This is a genomic window from Polaribacter sp. P097, from assembly GCF_036864555.1.
Lineage (GTDB): Bacteria > Bacteroidota > Bacteroidia > Flavobacteriales > Flavobacteriaceae > Polaribacter.
Genome location: NZ_JAZETJ010000001.1, coordinates 530,644 through 555,535 on the forward strand (window position 1 = coordinate 530,644; position 24,892 = coordinate 555,535).

The 24,892-nt window shown below is 30.6% G+C and carries 18 protein-coding genes; 6 read left to right on the forward strand and 12 right to left on the reverse strand.

Annotation, left to right across the window (positions count from 1 at the left end; translation table 11 throughout):
- The 11 genes from V7R38_RS02585 to V7R38_RS02635 all read right to left on the reverse strand — a co-directional run bounded on the left by V7R38_RS02585 (nucleotide 1) and on the right by V7R38_RS02635 (nucleotide 13,163).
- The gene (locus V7R38_RS02585) at nucleotides 1–642 is read right to left on the reverse strand and encodes a response regulator transcription factor (protein ID WP_334055919.1); all 642 of its coding nucleotides are present in this window, start codon (nucleotides 640–642) and stop codon (nucleotides 1–3) included.
- Entirely contained in the window at nucleotides 635–1,384 is a 750-nt protein-coding gene (locus V7R38_RS02590) for a sensor histidine kinase (RefSeq protein WP_334055920.1), read from the reverse strand. Before V7R38_RS02590 ends, V7R38_RS02585 begins: the two co-directional genes overlap by 8 nt.
- Nucleotides 1,357–1,995, reverse strand: a complete 639-nt coding sequence (locus V7R38_RS02595; RefSeq protein ID WP_334055921.1) for a hypothetical protein — start codon at nucleotides 1,993–1,995, stop codon at nucleotides 1,357–1,359. Before V7R38_RS02595 ends, V7R38_RS02590 begins: the two co-directional genes overlap by 28 nt.
- A 787-nt stretch (nucleotides 1,996–2,782) precedes the next feature.
- Nucleotides 2,783–3,418, reverse strand: a complete 636-nt coding sequence (locus V7R38_RS02600) for a hypothetical protein (RefSeq protein ID WP_334055922.1) — start codon at nucleotides 3,416–3,418, stop codon at nucleotides 2,783–2,785.
- Nucleotides 3,419–3,658: 240 nt separating this feature from the next.
- A complete protein-coding gene (locus V7R38_RS02605) occupies nucleotides 3,659–3,952 on the reverse strand; it encodes a FoF1 ATP synthase subunit delta/epsilon (RefSeq protein WP_334055923.1) in 294 nt (97 codons plus the stop codon).
- 100 nt (nucleotides 3,953–4,052) lie between these two features.
- Complete coding sequence (atpD, locus tag V7R38_RS02610; RefSeq protein ID WP_015481896.1) at nucleotides 4,053–5,564, reverse strand: F0F1 ATP synthase subunit beta; 1,512 nt, start codon at nucleotides 5,562–5,564, stop codon at nucleotides 4,053–4,055.
- A 152-nt stretch (nucleotides 5,565–5,716) separates the two neighbouring features.
- Nucleotides 5,717–7,075, reverse strand: coding sequence for an OmpA family protein (locus V7R38_RS02615; RefSeq protein ID WP_334055924.1), 1,359 nt, complete (start codon nucleotides 7,073–7,075; stop codon nucleotides 5,717–5,719).
- A 115-nt stretch (nucleotides 7,076–7,190) separates the two neighbouring features.
- Nucleotides 7,191–8,384: a glycine C-acetyltransferase gene (kbl, locus tag V7R38_RS02620; RefSeq protein ID WP_334055925.1), complete on the reverse strand. Its 1,194-nt coding sequence runs from the start codon at nucleotides 8,382–8,384 to the stop codon at nucleotides 7,191–7,193.
- Between the two features lie 46 nt (nucleotides 8,385–8,430).
- A complete protein-coding gene (locus V7R38_RS02625) occupies nucleotides 8,431–11,556 on the reverse strand; it encodes a UvrD-helicase domain-containing protein (protein ID WP_334055926.1) in 3,126 nt (1,041 codons plus the stop codon).
- A 117-nt stretch (nucleotides 11,557–11,673) separates the two neighbouring features.
- Entirely contained in the window at nucleotides 11,674–12,510 is an 837-nt protein-coding gene (locus tag V7R38_RS02630; protein ID WP_015481892.1) for a ZIP family metal transporter, read from the reverse strand.
- A complete protein-coding gene (locus V7R38_RS02635; protein ID WP_015481891.1) occupies nucleotides 12,507–13,163 on the reverse strand; it encodes a metal-dependent transcriptional regulator in 657 nt (218 codons plus the stop codon). Before V7R38_RS02635 ends, V7R38_RS02630 begins: the two co-directional genes overlap by 4 nt.
- A gap of 96 nt (nucleotides 13,164–13,259) precedes the next feature.
- Here V7R38_RS02635 and V7R38_RS02640 point away from each other — a divergent pair, with 96 nt between their 5' ends.
- Both V7R38_RS02640 and V7R38_RS02645 read left to right on the forward strand, forming a co-directional pair.
- Nucleotides 13,260–15,491 (forward strand): TonB-dependent receptor, encoded by a 2,232-nt coding sequence (locus V7R38_RS02640; protein WP_334055927.1) that lies wholly within the window; start codon nucleotides 13,260–13,262, stop codon nucleotides 15,489–15,491.
- Between the two features lie 5 nt (nucleotides 15,492–15,496).
- A complete protein-coding gene (locus V7R38_RS02645) occupies nucleotides 15,497–15,973 on the forward strand; it encodes a thioredoxin family protein (RefSeq protein WP_334055928.1) in 477 nt (158 codons plus the stop codon).
- Nucleotide 15,974: 1 nt separating this feature from the next.
- Here the strand turns inward: V7R38_RS02645 and V7R38_RS02650 are convergent, their stop codons facing one another.
- Nucleotides 15,975–16,529, reverse strand: coding sequence for a hypothetical protein (locus V7R38_RS02650; protein WP_334055929.1), 555 nt, complete (start codon nucleotides 16,527–16,529; stop codon nucleotides 15,975–15,977).
- 118 nt (nucleotides 16,530–16,647) lie between these two features.
- Between V7R38_RS02650 and mfd the strand changes: the two genes are divergently transcribed.
- The 4 genes from mfd (at nucleotide 16,648) to V7R38_RS02670 (ending at nucleotide 24,863) form a co-directional block, all read left to right on the forward strand.
- On the forward strand, nucleotides 16,648–19,980 hold the full coding sequence (gene mfd, locus V7R38_RS02655; protein WP_334055930.1) for a transcription-repair coupling factor: 3,333 nt from the start codon (nucleotides 16,648–16,650) through the stop codon (nucleotides 19,978–19,980).
- The gene (locus V7R38_RS02660) at nucleotides 19,980–20,837 is read left to right on the forward strand and encodes a DMT family transporter (protein ID WP_015481886.1); all 858 of its coding nucleotides are present in this window, start codon (nucleotides 19,980–19,982) and stop codon (nucleotides 20,835–20,837) included. The genes mfd and V7R38_RS02660 overlap by 1 nt, the downstream gene beginning before the upstream one ends.
- 234 nt (nucleotides 20,838–21,071) lie before the next feature.
- Nucleotides 21,072–23,483: a TonB-dependent receptor gene (locus V7R38_RS02665; protein ID WP_334055931.1), complete on the forward strand. Its 2,412-nt coding sequence runs from the start codon at nucleotides 21,072–21,074 to the stop codon at nucleotides 23,481–23,483.
- A gap of 12 nt (nucleotides 23,484–23,495) precedes the next feature.
- Nucleotides 23,496–24,863 carry a hypothetical protein gene (locus tag V7R38_RS02670; RefSeq protein ID WP_334055932.1) on the forward strand — a complete coding sequence of 456 codons (1,368 nt, stop codon included), beginning with the start codon at nucleotides 23,496–23,498 and terminating at the stop codon, nucleotides 24,861–24,863.
- The last annotated feature ends 29 nt before the right edge of the window (nucleotides 24,864–24,892 follow it).

A 24,892-nucleotide genomic window follows, 5' to 3' on the forward strand; every position in this document is an offset into this window, starting at 1 on the left:
TTACACAGTGTAAATTTTATTTCTTACTGCATATATTACCATACCTACCCTGTTTCTAACATTTAATTTTGCAAACAAAGCCTCTCTATAGCCATCTATAGTTTTAGGGCTTAAACACATTTTATCTGCAACTTCTTTATACGTCATTTCTGTGCAAGCAAGTTTTAAAAATTCTATTTCTCTTGGCTTTAAAACAACATCGTCTTTAAGAACACCATTTACAGATTTCATAAGTAAATTGGTTACGTTTTTAGTGTGATAAAATCCGTTTTCTACAATTTCTCTTAATGCTTTTTCTAAAACTGTTTTTTCTGTGTCTTTAAGCAAATAACCTACAGCACCAGCTTTTATCATTTTTAAAATGGTTTTGTCATCATCTTCTACAGAAAGTGCCATAACATTTACTTTAGGATGATGTTCTGCAATGTATGCTGTAGCTTTTATACCATTCATTACTGGCATATTAATATCCATTAAAACAACATCTGGCTTTTTACCATTCTCAGAAAAACGGTCTACCAACTCTTGCCCATTCTTGCAAGTATACAACACTGTAAAATCTTTAAAAGTATTTACCATAGTTTGTATGGCTTGAGACAACAATGTATGATCATCTACAACCACTACCGAAAATTTACTCATAATTATATCTTATTTCTAAATTAGTACCCTTGTTTTCTTTTGATGTTAAGTTGGCTTCTGCCCCAATTAATTTGGCTCTAGCTTTAATGTTTAACAAACCTATACCTTCTTTTTTGGTAGACGATTTAAAACCAACCCCATTATCTTTTGTAAGTATATGTAAATCTGTATCTGAGTAATTTAGCCTAATTACTAAATCTGAAGCTCTTGCATGTTTAATGGTATTCGAAAAAAACTCTTGTAGAATTCTAAATAAAATAACAGTTGCCTTTTGGTTGATTTCTTTTTCTTCACCAACAATTTCTAAGGTGGCTTTAATGAAATCTAAACGATTAAAACGATCTACTTCTAATTGAATTGCTTCTTTTAGGTTGATGTTATCTAATGCTTCTGGATTAATTAATTTAGACAATGCTCTAACCTCTGTTAGCCCTTTTGTAATGGTATCTCTTACTTCTGCAATATTTTGTTCTGTGGCAGATTGCAATTGTATTTTTGCTAAAGTAAGTAGTTGCCCAATATTATCATGCAGCTCCCAACTAATGTTTCTTAGTGTTTCTTCTCTAATTTCTATTTGGGTTTCTGCAATTTCTTTTTCAAAACGCTCTTGTTCTTCTTTCTGCTTTATCACCAAAAAATTTTTCTTACGTTGAAAAACAGTAAATAAAATAATAAGAGAGATAACAATAATTAGAATAAGTAAAGTAGATACTATTAATACAATTTCCCCATTTTCTTGCATGTAATTAAAGCGTATATAAATATTAACTGATATATAGCACCAAGATAGTAAATTATAGGAAACATAGCTCTAGTATTAAAAATACTTGTATAGTACAGAGACCAAAAGGGTACTGAGGTTAAATAGAAAATTAGAAAGCCTACAGACATCCAAAAAGGAAACAACTTTTTGTAATTTAAAATATTATCTGAATTAAGTAATTCTACAAAATACAGAATAACAAAAATACTATTTACAACCCCTTCTAGAGGGATTGTATATAGTATGTAATAATCGAATATAAAACTTAATATATACACTACATTAAAACTAACAGCTAAAATTTTAACTATTTTAAGTCTTTTTTTTTGTTGAATTAAGTGATAGTAAATTAAAACTATTGAATTAAATTCGAAAAAGGTATAAACGTTATATAAGTCTATACTGTAATTAGAAAAGAAGTTTCTTCTTAAAATTTCTACAATTACAATTACTAAAAAATAACCAACAAAGAATTTATAAAAAGAATACGTTTTAAATTTATTATAAAAAATAATAGCTAAAAACAACGTAACAAAATGGAGGTTTACACCTAACTCTTCCATAAACGTTGTATCATGAGCTACTTCCATAATTCAGTATATATTGTGGTTGATATTATTCTATTCGCAAATACACTTTTTCAATAATTCTAATTTTTAATTTATAGAGCTTCCTTATAAATCCTTTTAAAGCAATTCTATTGAACCATTTTTAGTTCCAATGTGAATCTTTAGCTTTTTTTGCAACTTATTAGACCATAGATAAAACAGCTATGAAATAAAATAATAAGAATATATAATAAACTAAACATTGATCTAGAATCAAAAAGATTTAAATAAAGAAGCGTAAAAAACGGAATTGAAGTTAAGTAAAACAATAAAAAACCTACTGACATCCAAAAAGGAAATAGTTTTTTATAATTTAAAACTTCATCTGAGTTTAACAATTCTATAAAATAGATAATAACTAAAAGACTATTAAACAAACCTTCTATTTGTACTGTATAAGAACTTAAAGCAGTAAAATAAAAACTTAAGAAATAAATGCTATTAAAAATTAATATTAGCCCTATAACTAGCCTTAATCTTTGCCTATTTTTAATTAAACAGAAATATATTAAAGAAAAAAAGTTAAATTCAAAAAAGGTGTAAATATTATACAAATTAAAATTGGAATCTACGCCATTTGTTCCATATCCTAAAAAATAATCAATGGCTTTAAACAGAATAATGTTTAATAGATAAATTATAAAAAACTTGAACCAAGAATAGTTCTTATATTTTTTATAAAATAGTGTAGCTACTATTAAAGACCCAAATTCAAAATATTCATATGTATTGTTTAATAGATTATAAAAAAAATCTTCTCCCATATTTATTAATCATCATGTGGAGGAAAAACAGTACCTCTATTTAAACCAGAACTTGGTTCATCTTGCCTTAAATTTATTGAAAACACAGAAGCTCTATTAATATTTCTTGTAGTTTCATCTGCATATTTATTTAAAATACTTTGCATAGAGACTGGCTTACCTTTACCCGATTTTAAAGGTTCATAGGCTACATTTTTTTGATCACCTATATTAGCTGTAGGCATTAAAATAAAAGAAACTCTATTTTGATATTCCTCTATTTTATAATCTGAAGGATAAGCTGCAGTAAAAATCTTTACTCCCGTTAATGCAATTTCTTTTTCTTCTGATAATTTTTCTATATAAGCGATATATTGTTTTAATTCATCTATACTAAAAAATTGCGAAATTGTAGCAATAGAATCTCTCCCTTTAGTTTTTTTAGCAATATATTCATCTAAAACTATTTTCTGTCCATTATCATACTCTTTAAACATACTTGCCATTTCTGGGTAAGTAATTGCTTGGCTTGGTCTATCATTATTTGGATAACAATTATCTTCTTTAGATTGAGAGTCAACTGATTTAATATCAGTTTTACAAGAAATAATACTTAGTGCAATACCACAAATTAGTAAATAATTAAAAGCTTTGATTTTCATTAGTATGAAGTTTTTAAGGTTAGTTGAAAATCTAAAATACAATTAAATTTAAGATACGTTCTACTCGAATCTAAAAAAGGGGTTTTTCCCTAAGTGCTTTAGGTTTAAACCCTAGCTGTACTTTTACAAAAAGCAACATCTTTACACTTGAAAAACAAAAAGTCTCGAAAGGGAAAATTGCACAAAAAAAAATCTCAAAATTAAATTTTGAGATTTTTTTTTATTTGAAAACAATTGGTTTTAGTCTGCCAATACAATTGCTTTATTATCGTTAAATTCTAAAGTACCAGAATTAATTTGTAATGTTAATATTTTATCATCATCTACATGTGGTACTAACAAACCATTTAAATCATTCAACTCTAAATGTTGCTGAGAATGTACGTGTATTTTAACCATACCTTCTTTTAAGTTAGCAACAATTGGTGCGTGATTATTTAACATTTGAAACTCACCATGTTCACCTGGCACTGCAATAGCATCTACCTCTGATGAAAACAAAATAGCCTCTGGACTTACAATTTCTAAATACATAGTAAAATTTATTTTACTATCCTGATCTTGTTTCAGGATTTATTTAATATAAATATATAATTTAATTACTACCAAAAATAAATTCGGCAATGGCTTTAGCTTACGCCTCTGCTAACATTTTTTCTCCAGCATCAATTGCATCTTGAATTGATCCTCTTAAGTTAAATGCCGCTTCTGGGTACTTGTCTAACTCACCATCCATAATCATATTAAATCCTTTAATAGTGTCTTTAATATCTACTAAAACTCCTGGTATACCAGTAAATTGTTCTGCTACATGGAAAGGTTGAGATAAGAAACGTTGTACACGTCTTGCTCTGTGAACTACTAATTTATCTTCTTCAGATAATTCCTCCATACCTAAAATGGCAATAATATCTTGTAATTCTTTATAACGTTGTAAAATTTCTTTTACTCTTTGTGCACAATTATAGTGCTCATCACCTAAAATGTCAGCCGTTAAAATTCTGGAAGTAGAATCTAAAGGATCTACTGCTGGATAAATACCTAACTCAGCAATTTTACGAGATAATACAGTTGTAGCATCTAAGTGAGCAAACGTTGTTGCTGGTGCTGGATCTGTTAAATCATCTGCAGGTACATATACTGCTTGTACAGAAGTAATAGAACCTTTTTTAGTAGATGTAATACGCTCTTGCATTGCACCCATTTCTGTTGCTAATGTTGGCTGGTAACCTACTGCTGATGGCATACGTCCTAAAAGTGCTGACACCTCAGAACCTGCTTGTGTAAATCTAAATATATTGTCTACAAAGAAAAGTACATCTTTACCTTGTGCTTCACCTGCACCATCTCTAAAATATTCAGCGATAGTTAAACCAGATAATGCAACTCTTGCACGTGCTCCTGGTGGCTCGTTCATTTGACCAAATACGAAAGTAGCTTTAGAATCTCTCATTCCTGCTTTGTCTACTTTAGAAAGGTCCCAACCACCTTCTTCCATAGAATGCATAAAGTCATCTCCGTATTTAATAATACCAGACTCTAACATTTCACGAAGTAAGTCATTTCCTTCACGAGTTCTTTCACCAACACCTGCAAACACAGATAAACCACCATGTCCTTTTGCAATGTTGTTAATTAATTCTTGAATTAATACAGTTTTACCTACACCTGCACCACCAAATAAACCAATTTTACCACCTTTTGCATAAGGCTCAATTAAATCGATTACTTTAATACCCGTAAATAAAACTTCTGTAGATACAGATAAGTCTTCGAACTTAGGTGCTGATCTATGTATAGATAAACCATCTTTGCCTACTTTACTTAAATTACCAAGACCATCAATAGCATCTCCAGTAACATTAAATAAACGACCATAAATATCATTTCCAATAGGCATTTGGATTGGGTTTCCAGTAGCTACAACTTCTGCACCTCTCTGCAAACCATCTGTAGCATCCATAGAAATAGTTCTAACTGTATCTTCACCTATATGTTGTTGAACTTCTAATACTAAAATAGAACCATCAGCTTTTGTAATTTCTAATGAATCGTAAATTTTAGGAAGTTCGTTATTTTCAGTATTGAATTCAACATCAATAACTGGCCCAATAATTTGAGAAACTTTACCTGTAGTTGTAGACATTTTTATATCTAATTAAGTTATTATTTTTTAAATAGGATTCTTGACCCTTTTTCAAGGTGCAAAGGTAATTTTTTGATTACAATTAAAAAAACTTTTTTCACTAAAAAAGCCTCATCAAAATGATGAGGCTTTTAAATATTGTTAAGTAGAAATTACTCGTTAGTAACTTTAATTTCAACTCTTCTGTTGTTAGCTCTACCAGCTCTAGTTTTGTTAGTGTCGATTGGGAAACCTTCACCATAACCAATAGCTTCTAATCTTGTAGTCTCTACTCCGTTTTTCACTAAGTAGTCTCTTACAGCGATAGCTCTTTTTTCAGATAATCTTAAGTTTAAAGAAGATGATCCACTACTATCTGTATGACCTCCAATTGAGAAAGTTGCTTTTGGATATTTAGCCATTACATCTACAATAGCATCTAATTGCTTAGTTACTCCTGCTTTAAATGTAGCTCTACCAGAGTTAAATAAGATAGACTTAGCTGTAAAGTTAATTACTTCTGTAGCTTCTTTAGTAATAACTTCTTCAGGACATCCATTGTTAGATGCAGGACCTACTTCGTTAATACATTTGTCATCTTTATCTAAAACACCATCACCATCAGTATCTGGCCAAGGACAACCTGCGTTTGCAGCTGGACCAGCAACAGTAGGACATTTATCATCTTTATCAACTACACCATCACCATCAGTATCAGGACAACCTTTGTTAGCTTTAGTTCCTTTAACATCAGGACACATATCATCTTTATCAGCTACACCATCACCATCAGCATCAGGACAACCGTTCATAGAAGCTAAACCTGGTGTGTTAGGACAAGCATCATCAGAATCTTTGATTCCATCACCATCAGCATCAGGACAACCATTAAATTCAGCTAAACCAGCAACTTCTGGACAAGCGTCATTTTTGTCATATACTCCATCTCCATCAGTATCTTTACCTCCAAATTTAACAACAACACCTAAAGTACTTTGGTAGTGTGCACGAACTTCATCAGCAAATCCTTTTTTAGTTCCAGTTTGGAAGTTTAAACCTAAGTTATCGTTAAACCAAGTGTTGAAACCAAAACCAGCGTTGATCATACCTTCTCCATTACCATCAACAGAAACGTATCCTCCACCTAAATACACATAAGGATCAAACCATCCAGTTTCTCCAAATAACATGTTTAAGTCATATTTTACGATAGCATCAATAGAGTAGTATAAGAAATCTACATCATCTTCAGATTGTAAAAAATCAATTTGATTTAATGACCCAGCTAACTGTAAAGTAAAACCTTTGTCTAAATACTTTTCTCCAGAAATTCTTGAGATAGAAGGTAAAAAGTTCCAGTCCCCATTCCCTAAAGCATCTTTAATTTGCTCAGAGAAATCATCTGTATTATAGAAATCTATAATATTAACACCAAACCCTACAACCCAAGGATTGTTTTCATCTTGTGCGTTAACGTTGCTAACCGCTACTAACGCAAATAAAGCTATCACAGCTATTTTTAATCGTTTCATTATCAAATTTTTAAATTAAAAGTTCATTATTATAATACACAAAAGTAAGTTGTTCAAACTTATTTACAAAGATAATTCAATAAAATATTAAAAAAAATATGTGTTTTTATTGATTTTAAATAACACCCAACTCTTTACCAACCTTGGTAAATGCTGCTATTGCTTTGTCTAAATGTTCTTTATTATGAGCCGCAGAAAGCTGCACTCTTATTCTTGCTTTGCCTTTAGGAACCACTGGAAAAAAGAAACCTATCACATATATACCTTCTTCTAAAAGTTTATTCGCCATTGTTTGCGATAACTTTGCATCGTATAACATTACTGGCACTATTGCTGCATCTGCCCCTACTAAATCAAAGCCAGCTTTTTCCATTTCTGTTCTAAAGTAATTGGTATTCCACTCTAATTGATCTCTTAAAGTAGTGTCTTCTGCAATTAAATCAAAAACCTTTAAGGCACCACCTACTATAGAAGGTGCTAAAGAGTTTGAAAATAAATAAGGTCTTGAACGCTGACGTAAAATATCTATAATTTCTTTTTTACCTGTAGTGTAACCACCCATTGCTCCCCCTAACGCTTTTCCTAAAGTTCCAGTAACAATATCTACTCTATCCATAACGTTTTTAAGTTCTACTGTACCTCTACCAGTTTTACCAATAAAACCTGTTGCATGACATTCATCCACCATAACCATTGCATCGTATTTATCTGCCAAGTCACAAATTTCATCTAGTTTGGCAACAATACCATCCATAGAGAAAACACCATCTGTAACAATTATTTTAAAACGATGATTGTGTTTGTTTGCTTCAATCAACTGCTCTTCTAAAGCAGCCATGTCATTATTCTGATATCTGTAACGTGCAGCTTTACACAAACGCACACCATCAATTATAGAAGCGTGATTTAAACTATCTGATATGATAGCATCGTCTTTAGTTAGTAATGGTTCAAATACACCACCATTTGCATCGAAACAAGCTGCATATAAAATGGTGTCTTCAGTTTTATAAAATTCAGCAATTTTATCTTCTAATTGTTTATGAATATCTTGTGTACCACAGATAAAACGTACTGAGCTCATTCCAAATCCATGAGTATCCATTACATCTTTGGCTGCCTGAATAACTTCTGGATGATTTGACAACCCTAAGTAATTGTTTGCACAAAAATTTAACACCTCATCTCCTGTAGATAATTTAATTACAGCATCTTGTGAAGATGTTATAATTCGCTCAGATTTATATAATCCTTCGTCTTTTATCTCCTGAATTTCTTTTTTTAAAGTATCCTTAATTTTACCGTACATTTTTTATGAATTTAGAAATACAAATTTACAAAGTTATTTTAATAGATTACACCTTTACTACTTCTATATTGTCATTAATATAAACGAGTAATTTATGATGCACAGAAAAATTCATAGACTGTAAAACTTGCGCGTATTTCAGCAATTGTTGCTTGTGATTGTTAGAAGCAGCTCCTGTTTTATAATCGATAATAGTCACTTTATCATCTTTAAAAACTAATCTATCAGGAATTACAATTTGATTGTCTACATCTACAATTTCTCTTTCATTATATATAATGACATCTTTTGCATAAAAAGATCTCAATTCTGGATGCGCTACAATCTCAATAATTTTTTGAAACATGTATTTTTTTTGTTCATCATCTATAAAACCCTGTTGATGATACTTATTCAAAATTGGAGCAACATCACTTTTTGTGAAGATTTTAGACAATATTTCATGAAATAAGTTTCCATAATCTATGGCTTCACCCTGAGCTGTATTCCATAGCTTAGAGGCACTTGCTAACAAAACTACATTATGCTCTTGCCAAGAAGTAGAAATAAATTTTTGATGCGTTTCTGCAACACTTTCAGATTCTACCAAATGACTTACTCTATTTTTATCGCCAAAAGAATAATGTAAAGAATCGTCTTTCCAAAGATTTTGTTGTATTAAATAATTGATAAAAACACCCGAATAATATTTAGTGTTCTCAACACCCTTTGCAGATATTCTTTTTTCTGTAATTACATACAATTGTTCTATAGCTCTGGTTAACGCAACATATAAAAGGTTAAAATTATCTAACTCTAACTCCTCTCTTCTTTGCTCATAGATTTGTAAACCTCTAGCATTTACTTGCCCTAGTTCTTTATTAAAAGGCAGCAATAACTCTTTAAACTCGCCAAAACTTTCTGGCAAATCATTCAACCAAGCCTTTGGTTTAATTTCTCTGTAAATCTCAACATCACAAGGAAAAATAACTACAGGAAACTCTAAACCTTTCGATTTATGAATGGTCATTACTTGCACAGCATTTGCACTTTCTGGAGCTACAATACTAAGTTTGTCTTTCTTGTTTTCCCAGAAATCTAAAAACGCATTGATATCTGTAGATTTTCTTTGTTGCTCTAAAACAATGTCTAAAAAGAACTGAACATAAGCATCTGAAGTATCTAGTAATTGAAACCCTCTAACTATTTCTTCTATTTTTTCATAAAATGGAAATTGATTAAACCTACCAATATCAAATGCAACATTGTATTGCTCTAATTCTTTAAAAATCTCATGATTTTCTAAAGCCACATATTTTTTTAAAAATGATGTTTTATCAGCAGAAATATTTAAATGTTGATGTAAGAAATACAACATTTCAAAACGAGTTTCTTGATCACCAGGATTTTGAATTACCTTTAAAACATCAACAATAAAATTGACTTTTGTACTCGTATTTAGCAGCAACGTTTCTGAAGATACAATAGGCACTTCGTTTTCAGATAAATAATTCGCAACTGCAATTCCGTCTTTTTTTGTTCTCGTTAAAACACAAATTTCACCCAATGAAAACTCATTTTTGAGTGCTAGAATATGTGCTAAAACTTTCTTCGGATATTTTATGTCCTCATCCTCTTTTACTTCTTCCTTCTCTAAAAAATCTAAAGAAACATAACCACCCTTTTTCTTATTTTCTAACTGGGTATTTCCTTCAAGAAAAAGACTTTTGTAAGATTCATTTTGTAAAAAATTTGCTGTATGCTGAAAGAACGAATTGTTAAAATTAATAACCTCAGAAAAACTTCTATAATTGGTTTCTAAATGTTTTACTTCTTTAGAAATTGAAAACGGATTTTCTTCTGAAGCTCCTAAACTAATAAACTGTTCAGCCTTACCTCCTCTCCATCTATAAATAGCCTGTTTACCATCGCCAACCAAAAGTAAATTACTATTTTCTTGCGCTAATGCATTATCGATTAACGGAATTAGATTTTGCCATTGCAAAACAGAAGTGTCTTGCATTTCATCTATAAAATAATGTTGAAAACGTTGCCCAATTCTTTCATAAATAAAAGGGGCAGGCTGCTCCTTGATATTGTCTGAAATTAATTGGTTAAATTCTGAATTTAATCGAATATTACTTTCATCTTTTATGCTCTCTAATTCTTGATTGATATTATTTAAAACCGCTAAAGGAATTAGGTTTTTTAAGGCTAGTTTATTTAACAAAAACTGACTGTAAATTTCTATTGCTTGCTTATAAAAAGTTATAATTTGTGGAACAATGCTTTCTATATCTTGAGCAATAGCATCTGTGGTAGATTTTGAATAATATTGATGATTATCTATAGCTTTTGCAATGGTTTCTGACCTAGTTAGAAAACTAAAATTAACCGATTTTTCTTTAATATCTGCAAAGAATTTTGGTATGGTTCCTCGCATAAAATCTTTTTGCTCTAATCCTTTTTCATAAATTAATTCTAAGCAAGATTCACCTATTTTTGAAAATGATGTTTTAAGCTCTTGTTGATGTGCATATAATTTAGATTTTAAATCTGTAAAATCTTCTAATTTTCTTTTAGACAATTCTCTAAAGTGATGAATATCATCTTCATTCAAAAGTACTTTGGCAAACTCATTTAAGTCTCGAGAAATATCCCAAGATTTATCATCATCTATTTTATCTAACGAATAATCAATAAGTAATTTTGTTAATTTTTTATCTGTACCAATTTTAGAAATTAATACATCTACAGCTTCATTAAGTAAAGAAACTGCATCCATTTCCACCTCAAAATTTAAAGACAGACCTAAATCATAAGCAAAACTCTTTATGATTTTATGAGTAAAGCTATCAATAGTTGTTATAGAAAATGCAGAGTAATTCTGCAGAATAACCTCGATAATTTTCTTGCTTCTTACTTGAATAGTTTCTTTATCTACAGCAATTTCATTACTTATTATTGTAAATAAATCATTCTCTTCTCCTTCAGCGAAACTTTCTAAATTGGAAAGTACACGCTCTTTCATTTCACCTGCAGCTTTATTGGTAAAAGTAATGGCTAATATTTTTTGAAAAGTAAAAATATCATCTGCACTCAGTAAAACTTTTAGGTATTCTTTTACAAGCGTAAAAGTTTTTCCACTTCCAGCAGAGGCATTATAAACTTCGAAAATTGCAGGTTTTTGCACAACTAATTTTTTATGCAAATTAATCTATTTGCAATCAAAAGCAAAACATCCTTAAAAAGAAAAGCAGAATTTCTTTTCAAGAAATTCTGCTTTTAAATTTTATCTAGAAACATCATTTTAACCTAAACCTACATCTAAAGACATCATAACAATAAAGCCAGCTATAAAACCTAGTGTTGCAATATCTGTATACTTATCTCTTTGTGTTTCTGGTATTACCTCTTCCACTACAACAAAAATCATTGCACCAGCTGCAAATGCTAAAGCATAAGGTAAAATTGGGGTAAAGAAAGAAACAGCTAAAGCCCCTAAAACTGCTGCAAAAGGTTCTACAATTGCAGAGAGTTGTCCGTACCAAAAACTTTTAAACCTACTTACACCTTGCCTTCTCAATGGCATTGCTACTGCAAATCCTTCAGGAAAGTTTTGTATACCAATACCAATTGCTAATGAAATTGCTGCAATTATCATTTCTGTCTGCTCAACACCCACTAAGGTTGAAGCAGCCCCAAATAAAACACCAACAGCTAAACCTTCTGGAATATTATGCAATGTAATTGCCAAAACCAATAAAGTAGTTTTATGCCATTCTGTTTTTACACCTTCAGCTTCATTTTCTTTAAAATTGATGTGTAAATGAGGTAAAATTTTATCCATACCAAATAAAGCTAAAGCCCCTAATGCAAAACCAATAGCTGAAGGAAAAACTTTCATAAAACCTTCTCCAGGACTATTTTCTATAGCTGGTGCCAACAAACTCCAAAAACTTGCTGCAACCATAACACCACCAGTAAAACCTAACATTCCATCCAAAACTGCTCTATTCATTTTCTTAAAAAAGAAAACCAAAGCAGCCCCTAAGGCTGTTAAACCCCAGGTAAAAAGTGAAGCATATAAAGCAGCTTGTATTGGGTGTTCTTTGCCAAAAGCTACTAATTGTTCAAATGTATTCATGATTTTTTAATGTATAAATTGTTTGCAATTTTATTTGAGATTGACAACTTTTTATCTCCTATTAAAATGGATAAAGAATCATCAAAATCTTCTTTTTCTGTAACCTTAATTTTCTTGCCTAATGTTATTCCTTTTTTATCTAAAAACTGTAAAAAGTCTGAAGAAGAGTCATTAACACCAACACAAACGCCTGTTTCATTTACATTTAAAGTAGAAAGTAAACTTTTATCTATTGAGTTAATTACACCATCTTCATCTGGAATAGGATCTCCATGAGGATCGTGAGTTGGAAAACCCAATAATGCATCTAATTGATTAATTAACTTTTGCGATTTAATATGCTCTAACTGTTCTGCCACATCATGTACTTCATCCCATGAAAAATTTAGTTTTTCAACCAAAAAAACCTCCCAAAGCCGATGTTTTCGAACAATATTTGCGGCTGTTTTTTTGCCTAATTTCGTTAAAGTAACGCCTTTGTATTTCTTATAAAGCACAACCTCTTTATCTGATAATTTTTTAATCATATCAGAAACAGATGATGCTTTTGTTGCCAAACTTTTAGCAATTGCATTGGTACTTATACCTACTTTAGAATCTGATTCTAAATGATAAATGGCTTTTAAATAATTTTCTTCTGCTTGTGAAAACATATAACTTTTATATGAGGCAAATATAAACTTTTTAATTATATAAATAATTTTTTAGACAAGTCTAAACTTTATTTTATATTTGCATAAATTTTAAGTTTGAAAAATTATATAATTTTAGTGTTTATACTTATTTCTACTTTTGGAATTGGTCAAAATATAAAGGGTAAAATCACTTCTAAAAATGGTGATGCTATTCCTTTTGCTAATATTTATATCAAAAACACCAAACTTGGAACCACCTCTGCAGAAGATGGTAGCTATCAATTAAATTATAGTTTAAATGGTAGTTATACTTTAGTGGTAAGTAGCATTGGTTTTAAGACAAAAACATTTCCTTTGGTTTTAAATGGTAATAATCTTACAAGAAATGTTGTTCTAGAAGACGATAATACTTTAGATGAAATAGTAGTTTCTGGCACTTTGAGGCCTGTATCTAAAACTGCAAGTCCTGTTCCTGTAGAAGTATATAGCAAAACGTTTTTTAAGAAAAATCCTACACCTTCTGTATTTGAATCTTTGCAAAATGTAAACGGAATTAGACCTCAACTAAATTGTAATGTTTGTAATACAGGAGACATTCACATTAATGGTTTAGAAGGCCCTTACACTTTTGTTTTAATAGATGGTATGCCAATTGTTAGTGGCTTATCTACAGTATATGGTTTAACTGGAATTCCACAGGCTTTAATTGAAAGAGTTGAAGTTGTAAAAGGGCCAGCCTCTACTTTATATGGTTCTGAAGCTGTTGGTGGTATTATTAACATCATCACCAAAAAGCCAACAAATGCACCAAAATTATCTACAGATGTTTTTGCCAGTTCTTGGGGAGAAGTAAATACAGATATTGGTTTGCGCTATCAAATCTCTGAAAAAGCAGAAGGTCTGTTAGGTGTAAATTATTTTAATTTTCAAAATAGGGTAGATAACAACAATGATAATTTTACAGACCTTACTTTACAAAATAGAATATCAATCTTTAATAAAATTAATTTTAAGCGCAAAAGCAACAAAGTTTTTACCATTGCTGGTAGATATGTTTATGAAGATAGATGGGGAGGAGAATTGGATTGGGAGCGAAAATTTAGAGGTAGTAACATCGTTTATGGTGAAAGCATTTATACCAATAGATGGGAAACTTTTGGAACATACCAATTACCAACAACAGAAAATATAAACTTTCAATTTAGTGCAAATGGGCATTATCAAGATTCATTTTATGGCACAGATGCTTATGATGCTACTCAACTTATTGGTTTTGCCCAACTGGTTTATGACACCAAAATAAACGATACCCAAGATTTACTAGTAGGTTTGGCTTATAGATATACTTATTATGATGATAATACGTTTGCAACTTTAGATGAAACTGGCACGTTTAATCAGCCATCAAAAATTCATTTACCTGGAATCTTTATACAAGATGAAATTAGTATTTCTGATAGAAAAAAATTACTCTTAGGTGTTAGATGGGATTACAATAGTGTTCATGGAAATATTGTATCTCCAAGAATAAATTACAAGTGGAGTTCTAGAGATAAATCGAATATTTTTAGAATTAGTGCTGGTAATGGCTTTAGAGTTGCTAATGTTTTTACAGAAGATCATGCAGCATTAACAGGTGCACGAGAAGTTGAATTTGATGGTAATTTAGACCCAGAAACTTCTTGGAATGCCAACATCAATTTTGTTAAAAAAATCAATACTGAAAATTCTTTCATCACTTTAGATGCTAGTGCATTTTACACCTATTTTAACAACAGAATATTGCCTGATTATGAAACAGATCCTAATAAAATTATTTACGCAAATTTAGAAGGTTTTTCTGTGTCTAAAGGAGTTTCTCTAAATGCAGATATTTTATTTACCAATGGTTTAGCCATTAATGCAGGAGCTACTTTAATGGATGTTTCAGTAACAGAAAACAACATAAAGAGAAGACAATTATTAACCGAAAGTTTTAGTGGAGTTTGGTCTGTTTCTTACAGGTTTGCTAAAGATTTTACAATTGATTATACTGGAAACTTATATGGACCAATGCGTTTGCCTTTATTAGGCCCTAAAGATGATAGAGCAGAATTTTCACCTTGGTTTAGTATTCAGAATATTCAATTAACTAAAAAATTTACCAACTCTTGGGAAATTTATGGAGGAGTAAAAAATCTATTAAATTTTACACCTGCAGCCAACAGTATATCTAGACCTTTTGATCCTTTTGATGAACAAGTAGACCCCAATGACCCTGATGCTTTAACTTTTGACCCTAGTTATGTGTACGCATCAAATCAAGGTATACGAGCTTTTTTAGGAGTTAGATTTACATTATTTTAAAAATTATGAAGCATTGGTTATTTATAGGCGCTTTTATGGTTAGCATAATTAACTATGCTCAAAAAACTAAGGTTGATTTAAATTCTTACAACTTTCAAGAAATTGAACAATTGCAAAAAAAAGCACCAAAACCAGTTGTGATTTTTTTATATACAGATTGGTGTAAAATTTGTTTTGGAATGAAAAAAAACACATTTCAAAATCCGGAGGTAATTCAGAAATTAAACGAAGACTACCATCTTATTCTATTTAATGGCGAAGAAAAAGAAAACATTACATTTTTAGGTAAAACCTTCTCATACCAACCTTCAGGAAATTCTGGCATGCATGAATTGGCAAAACAACTTACCATTTCAGAAAAAAGAACTAGTTATCCAACAACCATTATTTTAAATACGAATTACGAAATTGATTTACTTATGGATGGTTACCTAAATGCTAAAAAATTAACTTCAATTTTAAACAAATATCTGAAGCACTAATTTAGTTATTCATATGCCATAATCTAGGATTCAAATTCCTAGGTTTAAAACTATATACCAAGCCAATTGTTGGGTAAAAATGTGAATACTGACTCTCAAATCGATCTTCAGAATACTTGTAAATTACTTGAACATTAATTCCGTAATTTTCCTTAATCCAGAATGTATTTCCAGCACCCAAATTTAAAGTTGGTGTAGTTTTAACGGCACTAATAAAACTACCTCCAATTAAAATATAAGGCACTGCATTATCTATAGATGTTCCAAAATCATAACGCAAAACACCATCAAAAGTGGTGTATTTCTGTGTATCAAAGATGGCTGTAGAAAAACCAACATCAGCTGTAAAATTCTTAAACAAGTATTTAGAAATATTAATTCTTGGTGATTGATTTACAAAAGAACCACCCAAAACTTTACCTTGATTATCTGTATACTTTGCAGAGGCTAAACTTAGCCCAATCGTCCATTCACTTTTTTTATTCTGTGCATTAATAGGATTAATAAAGAGCATAATTAAGAAAAACAAAAAACAAGTAGAAATTTTTGATAACATATTGATTGATTATAGGTTTTTAACTGCTTCATCACAAATATATTGCTTTCGCCTAGAAAAGAATTTGGTTTTTGGTTTATTATAAATTATCACAGTACATTTGTAAAAAAATTTACAGTTGAGCAAGCAGAACATTGTTAATCAATACCAACAATCTGCGAAAGTTTCGCAGGTAATTACAGCCCTTCAACAAGAGAAAAACCAATTTCAAATATCGAATTTGGCTGGCTCTTCATTGTCTTTTGTTATTTCCGAAAGTTTTAAAAAAGTAGATAAACCTTATCTTTTAGTATTTAATGATAAAGAAGAAGCTGCTTATTATTTGAACGATTTAGAACAACTTTTAGGAGATAAGAATGTACTTTTTTATCCTGGTTCTTACAGAAGACCTTATCAAATAGAAGATACAGATAATGCCAATGTACTTTTACGTTCTGAAGTTTTAAATAGAATTAATTCTAGAAAAAAACCAGCAATAATTGTTACTTACCCAACTGCACTTTTCGAAAAAGTAGTTACTAAAAAAGAATTAGAAAAAAACACCTTAAAAATAACTGTAGGTGAAGAGTTATCGCTCGATTTTGTAAACGAAGTATTGTTTGAATACAAATTTAAACGCGTAGATTTTGTAACAGAACCAGGTGATTTTTCTGTAAGAGGTGGAATTATAGACGTGTTTTCTTTCTCTAATGATGAACCTTATAGAATTGAGTTTTTTGGCGATGATATTGATAGTATTAGAACCTTTGATGTAGAAACGCAATTGTCTAAAGAGAAACTGAAAAAAGTTTCAATTATGCCAAATGTAGAAAACAAAACATTGCAAGAGAACAGGCAAAGTTTTTTAAAATATATTGCTGCTAATACTGTTGTGTTTTCTAAAAATGTAGACTTAATGTCTCAAAAATTAGATAAATTCTTTAAAAAGGCAGAAGATGCTTTTAATGATTTATCTAAAGAAATAAATCACCTTAAACCTTCAGAATTATTTTGCGATGGTAGTTTTATTAAAAACGAACTAAATAATTTTACAACTGTCCATTTTGGAAACACCTCTAAAGTTGAAGGGCAAGAGATATCGTTCAATACAAATCCTCAACCATCCTTTAACAAGCAATTTAATTTATTAATAGATAATTTAAACGAGTATCAAAAAGGAGGTTTTACCAACTACATCTTTTGTGCAAATGAGCAACAAGCACAACGTTTTCATGACATTTTTGATGACGCAGATCAAGAAGTACATTATGAAACTATTGTTTTTCCTTTATACCAAGGTTTTATAGATGTAGATCAAAAATTGGTTTGTTATACAGATCATCAAATTTTTGAACGTTATCATAAATTCCGTTTAAAAAACGGATATGCAAAAAAGCAAGCCATAACACTTCAAGAGCTTAACAAACTTGAGATTGGAGATTATGTTACGCATATGGATCATGGAATTGGAAAATTTGGTGGTTTACAGAAAATAGACGTACAAGGTAAAAAGCAAGAAGCTATAAAATTAATTTACGGAGAGCGTGATATTTTATATGTGAGCATTCACTCTTTACACAAAATTTCTAAATTTAATGGTAAAGACGGTAAACCTCCAAAAATATATAAATTAGGCTCTGGAGCTTGGAAAAAAATCAAACAAAAAACCAAAGCTAGAGTTAAACATATTGCCTTTAATTTAATTCAATTGTATGCAAAACGTAAACTACAAAAAGGGTTTGCTTTTGGTCCAGACACGCACATTCAGCACGAGTTGGAAGGTAGTTTTATGTACGAAGATACACCAGATCAATATTCGGCTACACAAGATGTAAAACGCGATATGGAAAAAGACCAACCTATGGATAGATTGGTTTGTGGAGATGTTGGTTTTGGTAAAACCGAAGTTGCAGTTAGAGCCGCTTTTAAAGCTGTTGATAATGGTAAACAAGTTGCAGTTTTAGTACCAACTACAATATTGGCCTTTCAGCACTATCAAACTTTTTCTGAACGTTTAAAAGATTTTCCTATCAAGATTGATTATTTAAACAGGTTTAGAACAGCAAAACAAAAAACAGCTGCAATTAATGGTGTAAATGATGGTTCTGTAGATATTATAATTGGTACACATCAATTAACGAATCAACGAATAAAATTTAAAGACTTAGGGCTTTTAATAATTGATGAAGAACAAAAATTTGGAGTTGCTGTAAAAGATAAATTAAAAACACTTAAAGAAAACGTAGATACTTTAACCTTAACTGCAACACCAATTCCTAGAACCTTACAGTTTAGTTTAATGGCTGCAAGAGATTTATCAGTTATAAAAACACCACCTCCAAACAGACATCCAATAGAGAGTAATGTAATTCGATTTTCTGAGGAAACTATTAGAGATGCTATTTCTTATGAAATTTCTAGAGGTGGCCAAGTCTTCTTTATTCACAATAGAATAGACAATATTAAAGAAGTAGCTGGTTTATTACAAAGACTAGTGCCATCAGCAAAAATTGGTATTGGTCATGGACAAATGGAGGGTAAAAAACTAGAAGAATTGATGTTCGGTTTTATGAATGGAGATTTTGATGTACTTGTTTCAACAACGATTATCGAAAGTGGTTTAGATGTGCCAAATGCAAACACCATTTTTATTAATAATGCCAATAATTTTGGTTTGAGTGATTTACATCAAATGCGAGGTAGAGTGGGTAGAAGTAATAAAAAAGCATTTTGCTATTTTATTACTCCTCCTTATCATATGATGACAGATGATGCCAGAAAACGAATTGAAGCTTTAGTTTTATTTTCTGATTTAGGAAGTGGAATAAATATTGCCATGAAAGATTTAGAAATTCGTGGAGCAGGAGATTTATTAGGTGGTGAACAAAGTGGTTTTATAAACGACATTGGATTTGATACGTATCAAAAAATACTAAAAGAAGCCATTGAAGAATTAAAAGAAAATGAATTTGCAGAGCTGTATCCAACAGACAATTCTAAGCCTAAAGAATATGTAAAAGAGGTACAAATTGATACTGATTTTGAGATTTTATTTCCTGACGATTACATTAATTCAATTACAGAAAGATTAGCGCTATATAACAAATTAGGTACACTAGAAAAAGAAGAAGAATTACAAGTATTTGAATCTGAAATTATAGATAGATTTGGAGAAATACCAACTCAAGTTGAAGATTTGTTAAATTCTGTGCGAATTAAATGGTTGGCAAAAGAATTAGGTTTAGAGAAAGTGATTTTAAAGCAAAAAAGATTGGTGGGTTACTTTGTATCAGATCAGCAAAGTGATTTTTATCAGACAGAAGCATTTACTAGAACTTTAAAATACGTGCAGCACAATCCTAAAAGTGTAGTTATGAAAGAAAAACAAACTAAAAATGGTTTACGTTTAATGATTACATTTATAAAAATAACCTCTGTAAAAGTTGCCTTAGAAACGCTTCAGAAAATTTAATGGATAAATCTTATATCAAACAACTTTCTGGTTTATTATTAGCTTCATTTTTTATAAGTACTTCTGGTGTTTTAGGTAAGCACATTGCTATGCCTTCAGAAGTGATTATTTGGTTTCGCTCAATATTGGCAATGGTTTTTTTATTTGTTTTTTGCAGATACAAACAAATAAATTTAACCATAAAATCTACTAAAGATTATAAAACTTTTATAATTGGGGGTGTTTTAATGGCTGCACATTGGGTAACGTATTTTTATGCGCTAAAGCTTTCTAATGTAGCTATTGGAATTTTAACTTTGTATACATTCCCAATAATAATCGCCTTATTAGAACCTTTGTTTTTCAAGATTAAATTTAACCCCATTTATATTTTATTGGGCTTTATGGTGCTCTTAGGTTTATTCATTTTAACACCAGAATTTGATTTAGAAAGTTCACAACTAAAAGGTGTTTTGTTTGGGGTATTTTCGGCATTTTGTTATGCCATACGAATTTTGATAATGAAAAAACATGTTGCCAACTATAATGGTACTATGCTTATGTTTTATCAAACAGTAATTATTACCATTCTTTTATTTCCTGTTTTATTTTTTATGGATTTGTCTGGCTTAGAAAGTCAACTACCCTATATTTTATTACTCGCTTTAATCACAACAGCTATTGGTCATAGCTTAATGTTGCATTCTTTAAAATTTTTCTCTGCAGCAACTGCAAGTATTATTAGTAGCCTTCAACCTATTTTCGGCATTGGTTTAGCGTACTTATTCTTAGAAGAAATTCCTACTGTACATACCTTTTGGGGAGGTTCTTTAATTTTGGCTACAGTGATTATTGAAAGTTTAAGAAGTAAAAAGTAAAATTTTCAACTTGCTTTTTCACTAGTAATTTAAAGGCTTTTAACAATTGCATAAGATTCACTTCAATATAAATATTTATAACTTTTCATTAGAAAAACCTATAATTCTATAATTATTTAAGACCATCTTTTCGCCTTTCTAAATAAAAAAAGGTAACTAACTAAATATTCATAATTCAGTTAATTTTATTTAGATTAATTAAAAATAAAGGTATATTTGCCAGAAATATATTCCATGAAATTTTTAAATACAAGTATTTTTCTACTGATTTCTTGTTCACTTTTGGCACAAAAAGGGGGCATTTATGGAAAGGTGAAATTTAACAATAATGACCCCGTTATTGATGCATATTTGATATTAACCTCTAAAAATTACATAAGAGAAACATCAACCGATTTTAATGGTAGTTTCTCTTTCAAAAACATACCATTTGGCACTTATGAAATACAAATTAGATCTTTAAACTCGCAACCAAAAAATATAAGTATACAATTAAATACAAAGCGAAAAGAAATTGATGTAGTTCTAGGTTATTTTGAAAATCAGTTAGATGAAGTTTTAGTTACTACTAAAACTAAAAAAACAAAAACCGAAACAAAAGGTTTTTCCGTTAATGTAATAGAAACCAAAGAAGCCAGTCTTAGAAACATACAAACTAACGAATTGCTAAATACCACTGTAGGTGTAAAAATCAGACAAAATGGTGGTTTAGGTTCTGAAGTTAGTTATAGCTTAAATGGTTTGGCTGGAAATGCAGTTCGCATTTTTATAGACGGAATTCCTATTTCAGTTTATGGTTCTTCCTTTAATTTAAATAGTATTCCACCTTCAATGATTAAAAATATTGAAGTGTATAAAGGCGTGGTTCCTGGTCATCTTGCAGACGATGCTTTAGGAGGTGCCATTAATATTGTACTTCATAAAAATGCGAAAAGCAATCTAAATGGTTCCATTTCTTATGGATCATTTAATACGCTACAAACAAGTGCAAATGGCTTGTATCGATTTAAAAAAACTGGCATAACCTTTAAAACCTCCCTTTTTCATAATTACTCAGATAACAATTATAAGGTATCAGGAAGAAGTGTGGTAGTTACAGGTATAGGTGGTGCACAAACTCCAATTATCTCAAAACGATTTCATGATGCTTACAGTTCTACAGGAGGTATGATTCAAGCTGGTTATACTGATGTAAAATGGGCAGATCAATTTTTTATTGGTGTTACTGGTTCTGAAGATTATAAAGAAGTACAACATGGTGCATTTATGACAATAACACCATATAAAGGTAGATTTTTTGAGTCTGATGCAATACTCGCCAACATAACCTATCAAAAGAAAAATTTTCTTACTAGAGGTTTAGAGGTAAACATTCATGGTTTATATGGTAAGCGAAATAGAATGCTTAACGACACTGTTGCTGCTGCCTATAGCTGGAATGGCAATAGAGCTATTGATTTTAGAGGAAATGAATTTGAATATTCTTGGGGATCTCAGCAAGAAGGAGGACCAACTTTGGCTAAAATAAATAGAGATGTAGCTTCTTTTCGAACAGGAATTTCTTACACATTTAATAAAAACCATAAAGTTTTGGCTAACCATTTGTATAGTGGAATTGATAGACAAGATAGTGATGCCTTAAGATCTGTATTAGAAAACACATTTATAGGGTCAAGAGAGTTAAGAAAAAATATTTATACCATTACCTATGAAATCAATGCATTCAAAAATAGACTTAAAGCCAATTTATTTGGTAAACATTATCAACAGAAAACAGTAAACATAGATCCTGCAATTGCAGAAGATGAAAATGGCAATGATAAAATTATAGATGAAATTATAAGCAGCAACAAAACTCTTAATGGTTATGGTTTTGCAATTTCTTATACAGTTCACCCAAGAATAACTTTACTGGCCTCTGCAGAGAAAGCCATTCGTTTGCCAAATGAAGCTGAGGTTTTTGGTAATGATGGAGATAATGTGGTTGCAAACCCAAGTATTAATCCAGAACAAAGTAATAATTTTAACTTAGGTTTCAGGTTAGGAACCTACCATTTTAATAATCACAATTTCACCCTATCTACCAATTTATTTACTAGAAATTTAAAAGATAGAATTGGCCTACCCATAGAAAACTCAACCAATATTAATGATGAATTAATTGTTTATGTAAATCAAGGTAGTGGAACATCTAAAGGTTTTGATGCACAATTAAACTACAATTATAAAAACAACTTTGGTTTAAATTTTAATATATCTCGTTTCGATTTAAAACTGATTAACAATGGTGTAGAAATAGATGTGCCCAATACTCCTTTTTTTACTATGAATGGTAGCTTACGCTATTCATTTAAAGATGTCATTCGCAAAAAAGCAAGACTAAACCTTTTTTACAACGTATACTTTACAGATAAATTTTCGTATTTGGTTCCTCAAGGCTCAAATACTGTAGGTGACGATTTTTTTAAAATACCTCAGCAACTTGCACAAGACTTAGGTTTCAGCTACGCTTTTCCGAATCAAAAACTCGTAATGAGTTTAGACATTAAAAATATTTTCGACAAACCTGTTTACGACAATTTATCCATTCAAAAACCAGGTAGAGCTTTTTACCTCAAACTTAATTATTCAATAAATAAACTATAAATACAACTAAAAATGAGACGTAATTTTTTAAATCTTAGAACACTAGTATCAATACCCCTGTTAACAGGTGTTTTACTATCATGTAATAATGAGGTAAATGAAAGCTTAGATCCAGAAACAGATCCTGTAGAAGATGGTAGATGGATTACAATTGCTGCTGCAAAAATGGGAGATAATCCTGGAGATGGAAATGGTGGTACCTTAATTTATGCTGTAAGTGCATCAGATGCCAAAGATCCCACAAAAACTGTAGCTCCTTTTGATAATGGATTTATTGTACCTTCTAACAGAACTGCAAGACTACAATCATCAGAGGATGGATCAACTATTTTTAACATTAGTTATGCAGGTGATACAGGAGGAAATTACACTAAATACACTGTAAATGGTGGTCAGGATTTTGCTCCAACTGGTTCTGAAGTAAGCATAGCTCCTTATGTAGGAACTGCTCCTAGATGGATTAAATTGTTTGATGGAGATAAAACTGGTGCTGCAGTTTACGTTTCAACTGAAAATCAATTTGATGACAAAGGAACACCAAATGACGATACTGATGATGTATATTTAAGAACAGAAGCAACAATGGGAATTGTTACATTAGACCTAGAGAATTCTATAATTAAAAACTTTCAAGAAGCTAGTATACCCTTATCTGCAGAAGAAGAAGAAGCTTTGGGTTATTATGTTTCTAGAATAGATATGCCAACTTTAAATGCAGCAGGTAACAAATTATATATTGGTGCACGTTTAAGTAAAGTAGATCCTGCAACAGCAGAAAGAGAGAGTGATTATGAAATACTAGGTTCAAAAACAATTGTCTTAGATTATCCTTCATTACTTAATCCTACTATTATTACATCAACAGTTGGTTTTGGAGACACCAATGGCTACAGAAGTATTAATGCTTTTGAATATAATGGTAGTGTGTATCAGGCTAATCAAAATGATCCTGAAGGTTCTCATATTTTAAAGATTGATGCAAACAATGAATATGATAATACTTATGATTTTAATTTAGATGATGCTTTAGGTATTGAAGGGGCATATATTTTGGCTTGGAGACCAACTGCAGATGGTAAAGCAGTAATTGCATACAGACATAATGATTCTGCAGATGGTATTGCTGGTGCTCAAGGTTTCTTTGCTTTAGCCGATTTAAATGCAAAAACTGCCCAAAAAATTACGGCTATACCTTATGATGTTGATTTTTATTTATTTCAATATCAAGGTTTTGTTATTGATGGTAATGAGGTTTATGTAACCCAAGCTCCTGTTGGCCAAAATGGAAACATATATGTTATCAACACAGAAACTGGTGCAGTTACAAAGGGAGCTGAATTAGTAAATGTTGAAGGAAGTCATTTTATTGGAGCTTTTTAAAACCTAAAAAACTTTAAATGTTTTAAAGC

What these genes read in the sequence shown, in the direction of transcription:
- V7R38_RS02650 (WP_334055929.1), bottom strand. Translation starts at nt 16,529, where the DNA reads ATGTTATCAAAAATTTCTACTTGTTTTTTGTTTTTCTTAATTATGCTC.
- V7R38_RS02600 (WP_334055922.1), bottom strand. Translation starts at nt 3,418, where the DNA reads ATGAAAATCAAAGCTTTTAATTATTTACTAATTTGTGGTATTGCACTA.
- V7R38_RS02605 (WP_334055923.1), bottom strand. Translation starts at nt 3,952, where the DNA reads ATGTATTTAGAAATTGTAAGTCCAGAGGCTATTTTGTTTTCATCAGAG.
- V7R38_RS02670 (WP_334055932.1), top strand. Translation starts at nt 23,496, where the DNA reads ATGAGACGTAATTTTTTAAATCTTAGAACACTAGTATCAATACCCCTG.
- V7R38_RS02615 (WP_334055924.1), bottom strand. Translation starts at nt 7,075, where the DNA reads ATGAAACGATTAAAAATAGCTGTGATAGCTTTATTTGCGTTAGTAGCG.
- V7R38_RS02665 (WP_334055931.1), top strand. Translation starts at nt 21,072, where the DNA reads ATGAAATTTTTAAATACAAGTATTTTTCTACTGATTTCTTGTTCACTT.
- V7R38_RS02630 (WP_015481892.1), bottom strand. Translation starts at nt 12,510, where the DNA reads ATGAATACATTTGAACAATTAGTAGCTTTTGGCAAAGAACACCCAATA.
- V7R38_RS02585 (WP_334055919.1), bottom strand. Translation starts at nt 642, where the DNA reads ATGAGTAAATTTTCGGTAGTGGTTGTAGATGATCATACATTGTTGTCT.
- V7R38_RS02595 (WP_334055921.1), bottom strand. Translation starts at nt 1,995, where the DNA reads ATGGAAGTAGCTCATGATACAACGTTTATGGAAGAGTTAGGTGTAAAC.
- V7R38_RS02590 (WP_334055920.1), bottom strand. Translation starts at nt 1,384, where the DNA reads ATGCAAGAAAATGGGGAAATTGTATTAATAGTATCTACTTTACTTATT.
- V7R38_RS02645 (WP_334055928.1), top strand. Translation starts at nt 15,497, where the DNA reads ATGAAGCATTGGTTATTTATAGGCGCTTTTATGGTTAGCATAATTAAC.
- atpD (WP_015481896.1), bottom strand. Translation starts at nt 5,564, where the DNA reads ATGTCTACAACTACAGGTAAAGTTTCTCAAATTATTGGGCCAGTTATT.
- V7R38_RS02635 (WP_015481891.1), bottom strand. Translation starts at nt 13,163, where the DNA reads ATGTTTTCACAAGCAGAAGAAAATTATTTAAAAGCCATTTATCATTTA.
- kbl (WP_334055925.1), bottom strand. Translation starts at nt 8,384, where the DNA reads ATGTACGGTAAAATTAAGGATACTTTAAAAAAAGAAATTCAGGAGATA.
- V7R38_RS02660 (WP_015481886.1), top strand. Translation starts at nt 19,980, where the DNA reads ATGGATAAATCTTATATCAAACAACTTTCTGGTTTATTATTAGCTTCA.